Genomic DNA, 11,339 nt, shown 5'->3' on the forward strand with positions numbered 1-11,339 from the left:
AAATCTATATCATGAAACAAATCCTGATTTTATTATCTCTTTTCGTGCTTTTGTGCCACGGCGTACATGCACAAATAAACATTGAACGCGCTCCACAGGGGTTCGATCAGGCTCGGCCGAATGTTCCAAACGGCAAGGTTGAACTCATCACCTACAAGTCGAAAACTGTTGGCGTTAACCGCAGTGCACGCGTTTACACACCTCCCGGATTCAACAAAAAGAAGAAGTATCCTGTTCTTTATCTTTTGCATGGCATTGGAGGCGATGAAAATGAGTGGTACAACAATGGCGTTCCACACATAATTTTTGACAACCTGATTGCCGAAGGCCGGATGGAGCCTATGATTGTTGTGTTGCCCAACGGACGTGCCATGAAGAATGACCGTGCCGAAGGTAATATTTTCGAGCCTGAGAAAGTTGAAGCCTTCGCAAGATTCGAAAAAGATCTGCTGAACGATTTAATCCCTCACATCGAAAAGAAATATCCGGTTCTAAAGAACCGGGAGAATCGCGCCATTGGTGGTCTCTCAATGGGAGGCGGTCAAACACTCAACTTCGGGCTTGGTAATTTAGATAAGTTTGCATGGGTGGGAGCTTTTTCGTCGGCACCCAACACCAAGGCTCCTGCTGAATTGCTGCCCAATCCTAATAGTGCAAAAGAGTTGCTTAATCTGTTGTATGTTTCCTGTGGCGACAAGGACAATCTGATTCATGTAAGCAAGCGCACGCACGAGTATCTCAAAGCCAATGACGTACCGCATATCTATCGAGTTATTCCCGATGGTTATCATGATTTTGCCGTGTGGAAGGATGATCTATACCATTACGTTCAAATGCTTTTTAAACCGGTTGAGTTGCCTACACAGGTATCAACCTTGAAAGATGCCTATAAAGGCAAATTTTTTATTGGCACCGCACTTAATACACCACAAATTTTGGGAACGGCTGTTGATGAGGTTAATATTATTAAAACCCATTTCAATTCAATAGTTGCCGAAAACTGCATGAAGAGCGGCCCTATGCAGCCCGAAGAGGGTAAGTTTAACTTTGAGCTTGCTGATAAGTTTGTTGAGTTTGGTGTAAAAAACAACATGCACATTGTGGGGCATACACTCATTTGGCATTCACAGGCACCACGGTGGTTTTTTACCGATAGCGAAGGCAACGATGTATCGCCCGAAGTGCTTAAGGAGCGCATGAGAACTCACATCCATACTGTGATGGGTCGTTATAAAGGGAAAATCCATGGCTGGGATGTGGTGAATGAAGTGGTGTTGGATGACGGCAGTTTCCGCGACAGTAAATTCTACCAAATATTAGGCGAAGATTTCATTAAGTATGCCTTTATCTATGCCCACGAGGCCGATCCTGATGCCGAGCTTTATTACAACGACTACTCGATGGCATTGCCCGGGAAAAGACAAGGTGTTGTGAATATGGTAAGAAAGCTTCAGGAGCAGGGTGTGAAAATTGACGCCATTGGGATGCAAGGCCACGTTGGACTTGACTATCCCGAGCTGGAAGAGTTTGAAGCAAGTATGGAAGCTTTCGCTGCTTTGGGCGTAAATGTGATGATTACCGAGATGGAGATAAGTGTGCTGCCAATGCCGGTGAGAAACCTTGGCGCCGATATTTCAACCAACATTGCATACCGCGAACAATTGAATCCTTATACCGAGGGACTGCCAGAATCTGTTAACAAGCAGTTGGAAGAGCGATATCTGGAGTTTTTCCGTCTGTTTCTCAAACACGACTATGTAACACGCGTTACTGTTTGGGGCGTGAACGATGGCAACTCCTGGAAAAATGGATTCCCGGTACGCGGAAGAACGGATTATCCTCTGCTGTTTGATAGAAACAACCAGCCAAAATCTGTTGTGCCTAAGTTAATTGAGTTGGTTAAGACCAATTAAAAAGGTAAATTAAACCTTCATTTATTGCACTTGTCAAAGGGAAGTCGGTCAGTTTGATTTCGGATAGCGAAATTAAACTGACCGACTTCAATCTATTTTTGATAAGGAGTTCCTGTTCAACCAACAACATGCTACGGCTTTGTCTCCATGGTGAACACAGTTTGTCTCCATATCATCATGGTACTAATCGCTTTTTTATGTAGTGAATTAAATATTAGTGAGTTGCTGATTGTTTTTCAGTTTATATACCTTAATTCTTAAATCAATTTAAAAAGCTTCAAAAAAATGAAAAAGCTTATCCAGTACATTGCATTATCAACCCTGGCAATTGGAGGTTTCTCTCATGCACAGGTTGTTGAAGACTTTAAACCTTCATCAGTAAACCAACCCGGAAAAGAGTATCCACAGGTTAATTCCGAAAGACGCGTGCGCGTCCAAATCTTAGCACCTGATGCAAAATATGTTCAGCTCGACATTGGTGCTGTTAAGTATGATTTGGTGAAGGATGAAAACGGCGTCTGGACAGGAGAGTCGGCTCCGCAGGACGAAGGGTTTCATTACTACCAGTTGAACATTGACGGTGCATCAGTACCCGACCCCGGAAGTCTCTATTTCTATGGCGCAAGCCGATGGGGTAGTGGCATCGAAATACCTGCTCACGACCAGGATTTTTATGCCCTGAAAAATGTGCCACACGGACAGGTTCGTGAGCATATCTACTTTTCAAAAACAGACAATAGTATGCGTCGATGCTTTATTTATACGCCTCCCTGCTATAATAAAGACCAGAACAAGCGCTATCCTGTGTTGTATCTTCAGCATGGTGGTGGCGAAAATGAAACCGGATGGTCATCGCAAGGAAGAGCCAATTTAATCATGGACAACCTTATTGCTGAAGGTAAAGCCAACCCATTTATTATTGTTATGGATAACGGAACATGGCGTATGCCGGAGAGACCTCAGACAGCTCCCGGTGCCGAGAGACCTCGCGGTGCTTGGCCTCCTGCTGGATGGGCTGATGGCTTCATGAATGTGCTAACTAAGGATATTATTCCAATGATAGATGAAAACTATCGTACGATAGCCAACCAACAAAACAGAGCTATGGCCGGATTGTCAATGGGAGCCATGCAAACAAGAGTGATTACACTGGCTAATTCTGATCTGTTCTCACATGTTGGTATGTTTAGCGGTGGCAGCATCTCGGTTGAGGATGTGGAGAAAAACCCTCAGTTTCTTAAAAATGTTAAAGTGCTTTTTCTGAGTTTCGGAAGCAAAGAGGTTGAAAGTGGACGATACAATCTCGGTTCTGATCCAAAGTCTAATGTGGAGGAGCTTAATAAGAGAGGGTTAAAAACCCATTATTATGTGTCGCCCGGGACAGATCACGAATGGCAAACGTGGCGCAGAAGCTTGTATCAGTTTGCGCCTTTATTGTTTAAAAACTGATTGCCGATATATATAATGTAAAGTAAAAACCGTTGAGTGACATCTGGTGAAAACAAGCTTGATGTCATTACAGTGTAAATAATAAAACATATTGAAAATGAGAATTACCAAAGTTATCGCTATTGCTTTATTGTCGTTTCATTTTGCAATGGTGCAATCGGCTAATCCAGTTATAATTGAAGATTTTAAACCCGCCATTTCTAATCAGGTGGGTAAAGAATATCCAAAAGTAAACTCCGAAGGAAGAGTTAGAGCTCAAATTTCAGCTCCTAACGCAAACCTTGTTCAACTTGATATTGGTGGCATTCAGTACGATCTGGTGAAAGACGAAGCCGGCGTGTGGACAGGCGAGTCGGCACCTCAGGATGTGGGTTTTCACTACTACCAGCTTATTGTCGATGGTGCTGCCGTACCTGACCCGGGTAGTATGTTTTATTTTGGTGCTTGCCGTTGGGGAAGTGGAATCGAAATACCATCTGACGACATGGACATGTTCGCTATGAAAAATGTACCACACGGACATGTGCACGAGATTCATTTTCCATCAAAAAGCACCAATGTTTCGCGAAGAGCTTATGTTTATACACCTCCCTGTTATCAGAAAGAAACCGCAAAGCGTTACCCTGTTTTATACCTTCAGCATGGCTATTGCGAAAACGAAACTTCATGGCCAAATCAAGGATATGCCAATCTGATTATGGACAATCTTATTGCCGAGGGTAAAGCAAAACCTTTCATCATTGTAATGACCTATGGCATGATAAACCATGTGGAGTTTGGGAAAATCAGAGAGTTTGATATTAATCCTTTCCAGACTGTGCTTATCGATGAGTTAATACCTTATGTGGATGCCAATTTCAGAACACTTAGCAATCAGGAAAACAGAGCTATGGCAGGGTTGTCGATGGGTGCTTTTGAAACACGTCTTGTTACACTAAACCGTCCTGATGTATTTTCACATTATGCTCTGTTTAGTGGAGGTGTCTATTCTCCCGAAGAACTTAAAGATCATAAAAATCTAAAGCTTGTGTTCTTGAGTTGCGGAAGCAAAGAACGGCCTGAGAGAATCAAAGCCGCCGCCGATGAATTGCTAAAAGCCCGAATTAATACTGTATCGTATGTATCAGAAGGCACAGCTCATGAGTTCCACACGTGGCGTCGCAGTTTACACCAATTGGCTCCTTTGTTATTCAAATAAGAAACAGTAGCGAATTTCATAAAAGCCTGTTAAATAAAAGTATTGCCTATGGTTCTTGCCTTGTTAACAGGAGCCATGGGTAATGCTCAATCGGTAAAGGTTGTTGAAGATTTAAACCATCTGAGGTAAACCAACAAAGAGTTTTCCGCCGGTAAACTCCGAAAGAGGTGTACGTGTTCAAATTGGGTTTTTTGGTGATATGCTTAACGAACAGAAAATTAAGCATGTTTTTTATGAGTCAGAGGAGACCGGTCACCACTGGTTAACTTGGCGTAGATGTTTATATCAATATGCCCAATTGCTTTTTAAATAATATTTTAAGTTTTGGATTATGAGAAATAAGGTGAGATGGTTCAAAGTTTGCGCTTTGGTAATGGGATTTGCAGTTTTTTGCATTAATAATTCCGAAGCACAACCGGTAGAGGACTCAGTTGCAGCATCTACAAACATAAATCTTAATCAATGTCCATGCATAATGCCCGATAATAGTGTAGTGTTTCGGGTGAATGCTCCCAATGCGCGGAAAATTCAGATTGATTTGGGCAAAAAGTATGATATGGTTAAGGATGAAAGTGGGGTGTGGACAGTTCGCACTGAGCCCATTGAACCCGGCTTTCATTATTATTTTCTGGTAATTGATGATGTGCCGGTTGCCGACCCTGCAAGCCAATCATTTTTTGGTACAGGTAAGATGACCAGCGGAATAGATATACCTGAAAAGGGGATTGATTTTTACGATATTAAAGATGTTCCTCATGGTTCAATGAGTTCCAGAATATACTTTTCGAAAGTAACGAACAGCTGGCGAAGATTATATGTTTACACGCCACCGGGATACGACAAAGATATTAACAAAAAGTATCCTGTTGTTTATTTGCAGCATGGAGGTGGTGAAGACGAAACCGGATGGGTAAATCAGGGAAAAACCAATCTTATTCTTGATAATTTATTTGCCGAGGGAAAGGCTGAGCCTATGATTGTGGTTATTGCCAACGGAAATGTTAGGGCAACAATGGCAGGTTACACAAGCGAAGCAATGGATAGTTTCAAAAAGGAGATGACCCAGAATATTGTTCCTTTTATTGATGAGAATTATAGAACAATACCCGATAGAAGCAACAGAGCACTTTGCGGACTTTCAATGGGTGGAGGACAATCTTTCTATGCAGGCCTTGAAAACTTGGATGTTTTTAGCGCTGTAGGGATTTTTAGTTCAGGATTATTTGGAGGTATCCACACCTCCTCGGCCAATGCCTTCGATGCCGAAAAGGAAATGCCAGGCTTACTTTCTAAATCAAATGAGTTTAACAAAAAACTGGATTTGTTCTATATCTCTTGTGGTGACCAAGATATGCGTATTGATCACACTAAAAAAGCTGTTGCTACAATGCGTGAAAAGGGATTAAGGGTCGAGTTTAATTCCTTCCCCGGTGACCATGAGTGGCAGGTGTGGAGAAAATCGTTTCACGATTTTGCTTCGAGGGTCTTTAAATAGCAGAATACCTTTGCCCAATTATTATTATGTGTAATAACGATTACTCTGAACACAAATATTCAGGGACACTATAATTAATTATTATGAATAAGAATTTAATTTATATTATTGGTTTCTTTATTCTTGTGCCTTTTATTTTAAAGGCACAACAAGCCAATGTAAATCTCGATTATAATCCGCAAAAAGACACCGAAGGACTTATCCCATTTAGCGCTCCGGTTAATTCACCCGAAGTGCACGACGACCAAACGGTGACTTTTCGCTTGAGGGCTCCTAATGCCAAAACGGTGGTTTTGCCTCCGGGTGCTATACACACTGCCAATGCTCTGGGTAATCAACCTATACCTTTTACAAAAGGTGATGATGGTGTATGGACATTAACCATTGGCCCTTTAAAAACAGATATGTATGCATATCATTTTCATATTGATGGCGTTCAGGTTCCCGACCCAGGTAATACCTATGCAGCGTTTACCGCGATGCCTCCATACAGTCAGCTGGTGGTACATGGCAGTGAGCCTGCTTATTACGATGCCAAAAATGTGCCTCATGGCAATGTAACCCGCCATGTTTATCGTTCCGATGTGACTAATGGTGAGCGTGAACTATATGTTTACACACCTCCGTGTTATGATGCATCGAAAGCGTATCCGGTTTTATATCTTGTTGGTGGCAGCGGAGAGCTTCCCTCTAATTGGGTTTATGATGGTAGGGTTAACTTTATTAAGGATAATCTTTTAGCCGAAGGCAAGGTTGTTCCAATGATTATTGCAATTCCAAATAATCAGGTTATTCATCGTAACAATCCGCGACATGCAGAGCTTACATTCGATGTTTTTGAAAGAGAGCTTAGAGAGCATGTCATTCCGCTGGTTGATAAAAGCTATAGCACTATTCAAACACCTAAGGGACGCGCAATTTCAGGTTTGTCCATGGGCGGTCGGCATAGTATGTTTATCGGATTTCGTTCTCTTGATCTATTCGCCAATTTTGGAATTCTTAGCGCGGGTGATGAGAATCCTGAGACCACTCTCAAGCATTTTCTTACCGACCCAAAGGTTAACGAAAAAGTGGATTATCTGTTTGTAGGTCAAGGTACGATGGAGGCTACGAGTTTTTTTAATCGTCGATGTAAAGCTTTAGGCGACGCCTTAACCAATCACAATATTAAACACGAGTACTATGTTGGGGGCCACGGCGGCCACGATTGGGGAACATGGCGCCATCTGCTCTATTACCGTTTCCTTCCAAATCTCTGGAGAGAAAACTAACCCATAAATACATTAAATATTATGCGACGAATCTATTTCACTCTGATTGCATTATTTGCAGTTGTATTAAGTTCTTGTAATCAGCAACCTCCCGGACAGGTAAAGGTTGAAGGCGGCACAATACAGGGAATTGTGACCGAAGATTTAACTATCTATAAAGGCATTCCCTTTGCCGCACCTCCGGTAGGCGATTTACGCTGGAAAGCACCTCAGCCTGTGGAAAAATGGGACGGTGTGAAGCTTACTACTGAATATGCGCCCGCGCCCATGCAAGGTGGCAATCCTCCTTCGGGTAAAAGTGAGGACTGTCTTTACCTGAATGTATGGACACCGGCAAAATCATCGAAGGAAAAACTACCGGTTTTGGTGTGGATTTATGGCGGTGGGTTTAGCTTTGGGTCTACCTCTGAGCCGGTACACAATGGCGAGCATCTGGCCCGAAAAGGGGTGGTGCTTGTAAGTATTGCCTACCGTGTGGGTCAAATTGGCTTTTTAGCCCATCCCGAGTTAAGTGCTGAAAATCCAAATGGTGTTTCCGGAAATTATGGCTTGCTGGATCAAATTGCGGGTCTGGAGTGGATACAACGCAACATTGCGGCCTTTGGTGGCGATCCCGACAGGGTAACCATCTTTGGTGAATCGGCCGGAGGTATTTCTGTGAGCATGCTTTGTGCTTCTCCGCTGGCCAAAGGGCTGTTTCACGGCGCCATTTCTCAAAGCGGTGGTTCTTTTGGACCAACCCGACCAACTACTTATCCTGGAGAAAACATGAAAACCCTTTTGCAAGCTGAACAGGACGGCATTGAGTACCTCAAAGGATTTGGTCTCTCAACCATTGAAGCGCTTCGTCAGGTTGAGGCTGAGAAGTTAATACCGCAAGGGTGGACGATGCCAGGAAGTTGGCCCATCGTGGATGGCTACGTTATTCCTGATGATCAATTTAAACTTTACGAAGCGGGCAAGTATAATGATGTGCCGGTTCTTGTTGGTTACAACTCCGATGAAGGGTTGAGTTTTCCGTCCGGACGCACACCACAGGAGTATATTGACAATGTGAACAGACGCTTTGGCCCTTTTGCCGAAAAGCTTTTGCAAGCCTATCCCGTAGGCGAAAACTCTGTGCCCCGCAGCGCACGTAACCTTATGCGCGATGCGGCTTTTGGTTGGCCAACATGGGCATGGGCCAGACTTCAGGCTCAGACTGGAAATTCAGATGTGTTCCTCTACTATTTTGATCAGCATCCGGCTAGAGAAGCAGACTCCCCTCAAGCTGACCACGGCACACCGCACGGGGTGGATGTACCTTATGTATTTATGCACATCGACCCTTCAAACCCAAATACCACTGAGAGCGATTTGGCAATCTCGGAGATTATGGCAACGTATTGGACCAATTTTGCCAAACGTGGCAATCCCAATGGTGATGGCCTTACCTACTGGCCGGTATTTAGGAACGACAATCCGCAGGTGATGTACCTGGGGCCAAATGCCTATCTGGGCTCTGTGCCCGATGAAGCTTCTCTTTGGGTGATGGATGCCTATTTTGAATGGCGCCGTTCGACTGCAGGAGCTGAATGGGCTGAATAGAGCTATTGTTTAAATCTATTTAAGCTAGTATTAATTAAGCCGGATGAGAACAAACTGTGCAGGCTTGCCTGACAGGCTGAGGGTTTCCATCCGGCCATAACAAAAAATGCGATGAGATTAGATATCAGATTCCGGTTGACCATGTTGTACCTGATTTTAAGCACTATGGTTTTTTCACAAAATCCAAATTTCCATATTTATCTATGCTTTGGACAATCGAACATGGCGGGTTCAGCTCCTGCCGAAGCACAAGATTCATTGGTTGATTCCCGTTTCCGAATGATGAGTGCCATGGATTGTATGGATAAAGACCGGAAAAAGGGCAAGTGGTACACGGCCACACCACCAATCAGCGACTGTAATGCAGGTCTTTCGCCGGCAGATTACTTTGGCCGCACGCTTATCGAAAATCTTCCTGACTCTATAATCGTTGGGGTGATAAATGTGTCGGTGGGGGGTTCTCGTATCGAATTGTTTGATAAAGAGAATTATCAGAGCTACATCGAAACGGCTCCTGACTGGATGCTCGGCTGGATTAGAAACTATGGCGGTAATCCTTACGGACGATTGGTTGAGATGGCTAAGTTGGCTCAGAAAGATGGTGTAATCAAAGGCTTTTTAATGCACCAGGGAGAATCAAACCCAAACGATACACTCTGGACGCAGAAAGTAAAAGGTATATATGACAACTTGCTATCTGATTTGAACTTATGTGCCGATAACACGCCTTTGCTGGCTGGCGAACTGTTAAGCGCCGAGTTTGCAGGCAAATGTCATCTGTTTAATGCATTTATACACCAATTGCCATGCGTGATACCCAATGCACACGTGATTTCTTCCGAAGGGTGTCCGGGAATGAAGGATGGACTTCATTTTACCGCCGAAGGATACCGGATTTTGGGAAAACGGTACGGTGAGAGGATGCTATCACTGCAAGGTGTCAACAAGTAAAGTCTAGTACGGTTTAGGGTTGGGATGACAAACAACAAGTCACAAACCCTGTTACTAAATATTTAAGAGTTTTATCCAACCACAAATAAAAAAAATACCCTAATGATGAAGAAAACTTTTATATCTCTTATGGTTCTGATAGTTGCCGGTTTTGGCTTTCAGAGTTTGCTTTTTGCACAGGATTGTGCCACTCCAAATCCGCTGGGACGTGTTGTGGAGGACGGCGGAACAGGTGCTTATAGTGCAATAATGTACACCGACAGCACTCTAAAAACCCACACCATCTTTCGTCCAAAAGATTTGAAGGTGTTTGGAACTGATAACAAATTGCCAATCATAGCATGGGGGAATGGCGCATGTGCCAACTCGCCCTGGGAGCATGTCAACTTTTTGTCCGAAGTGGCCTCACATGGTTTCTTGGTAATTGCCATTGGCCCAATGCCGCAGGAGGGAGAACAAGGACGTGGCCGTTCATACGCTTCTCAGTTGCTAGATGCCATTGATTGGGCTATTGCCCAGAATGGCGACCAGACGAGTCCGTTTTACAATAAGGTGGATGTATCGAAAATTTCAGTAAGTGGTATGTCGTGCGGTGGATTGCAAACACTTGAGGTTGCTCCCGACCCGCGCATCACAACAGCTGTTGTATGCAACAGCGGCATCATCGGAAATGCCGGAAGTGGCATGCCAGGTATGCCGGCCTTAACCAAAGATCATCTTGCAAAATTACACTCGCCAACGCTCTATCTGCTTGGTGGTGAGAGTGACATAGCTTACAATAACGGAATGGATGATTTTAACAGAATAAACCACGTGCCAATTTTTGTGGCCAATATGGATGTGGGGCATGGTGGTACGTATCGTGAGCCACATGGCGGTGAGTTTGCCGTTGTGGCAACTGCTTGGTATAAGTGGCAGTTAAAAGGCGACGAGGAAGCCGGAAAAATGTTTACAGGCAACCCTTCTCAATTGTCGCACTCTCCGGTTTGGACGGTTGACAAGAAGAATATGCCATAATCTTCTCTAGTGATACATAACTTCAACAATCTTTTAAAAATAGCGATGTGAATTTTCAATTTGGGCGTAAAGATTCATGATTTACGCCCAAATTTCTTTCCCTTCAAGTTACGTAAAGTGTTAATTTTTAGTTTTTTTCTCTATATAATTTTTAGATTATGAAGGTAGTATTGATATGCATCGGATTATTTCTTCTAACATTTTACTGAAAACGGATGATGGGTTTCACATTCAGATTATGAACCGGGCGCTCATACACGAAGGCGTATTTGGGAACGGTTTTTTTGTTAATCAGCTGTTGATTTGGAAGCGCCCATAAATAGTCCATACGAATACCTTAACCATGCCATCTTTATCGGCCCCCTTGGGTCCCTGATTTACAGCCGGGTGAAGACCCATATGTGATTATTGGGGTTTATAGGTTGTTATAATATGCTTGATTAAAAAATAGCACGAAA

General features: G+C 43.5%; 9 protein-coding genes. 8 read left to right on the forward strand and 1 reads right to left on the reverse strand.

From position 1 onward, the window contains the following. Positions 1-11 precede the first annotated feature (11 nt). The 8 genes from ALKIM_RS20280 to ALKIM_RS0114215 all read left to right on the forward strand — a co-directional run bounded on the left by ALKIM_RS20280 (position 12) and on the right by ALKIM_RS0114215 (position 10,881). Positions 12-1,913: an endo-1,4-beta-xylanase gene (locus tag ALKIM_RS20280; protein WP_235714423.1), complete on the forward strand. Its 1,902-nt coding sequence runs from the start codon at positions 12-14 to the stop codon at positions 1,911-1,913. Positions 1,914-2,198: 285 nt separating this feature from the next. Further along, positions 2,199-3,362: an alpha/beta hydrolase gene (locus ALKIM_RS0114185; protein WP_026475220.1), complete on the forward strand. Its 1,164-nt coding sequence runs from the start codon at positions 2,199-2,201 to the stop codon at positions 3,360-3,362. Positions 3,363-3,459: 97 nt separating this feature from the next. Further along, complete coding sequence (locus ALKIM_RS0114190) at positions 3,460-4,560, forward strand: alpha/beta hydrolase-fold protein (RefSeq protein WP_044117981.1); 1,101 nt, start codon at positions 3,460-3,462, stop codon at positions 4,558-4,560. Between the two features lie 475 nt (positions 4,561-5,035). Beyond that, complete coding sequence (locus tag ALKIM_RS0114195) at positions 5,036-6,055, forward strand: alpha/beta hydrolase-fold protein (RefSeq protein WP_218916714.1); 1,020 nt, start codon at positions 5,036-5,038, stop codon at positions 6,053-6,055. Positions 6,056-6,138: 83 nt separating this feature from the next. Beyond that, positions 6,139-7,326, forward strand: a complete 1,188-nt coding sequence (locus tag ALKIM_RS0114200) for an esterase (protein WP_026475223.1) — start codon at positions 6,139-6,141, stop codon at positions 7,324-7,326. 21 nt (positions 7,327-7,347) lie between these two features. After that, the gene (locus tag ALKIM_RS0114205) at positions 7,348-8,913 is read left to right on the forward strand and encodes a carboxylesterase/lipase family protein (RefSeq protein WP_044117982.1); all 1,566 of its coding nucleotides are present in this window, start codon (positions 7,348-7,350) and stop codon (positions 8,911-8,913) included. A gap of 111 nt (positions 8,914-9,024) precedes the next feature. Next, a complete protein-coding gene (locus ALKIM_RS0114210) occupies positions 9,025-9,864 on the forward strand; it encodes a sialate O-acetylesterase (RefSeq protein ID WP_026475225.1) in 840 nt (279 codons plus the stop codon). A 102-nt stretch (positions 9,865-9,966) separates the two neighbouring features. After that, positions 9,967-10,881 (forward strand): alpha/beta hydrolase family protein, encoded by a 915-nt coding sequence (locus tag ALKIM_RS0114215; RefSeq protein ID WP_218916716.1) that lies wholly within the window; start codon positions 9,967-9,969, stop codon positions 10,879-10,881. A 202-nt stretch (positions 10,882-11,083) separates the two neighbouring features. Here the strand turns inward: ALKIM_RS0114215 and ALKIM_RS20330 are convergent, their stop codons facing one another. Then, positions 11,084-11,209 (reverse strand): hypothetical protein, encoded by a 126-nt coding sequence (locus tag ALKIM_RS20330; RefSeq protein WP_262480534.1) that lies wholly within the window; start codon positions 11,207-11,209, stop codon positions 11,084-11,086. Between the last annotated feature and the right edge of the window lie 130 nt (positions 11,210-11,339).

It is taken from the genome of Alkaliflexus imshenetskii DSM 15055 (assembly GCF_000517065.1).
GTDB classification, from domain to species: Bacteria; Bacteroidota; Bacteroidia; order Bacteroidales; family Marinilabiliaceae; genus Alkaliflexus; species Alkaliflexus imshenetskii.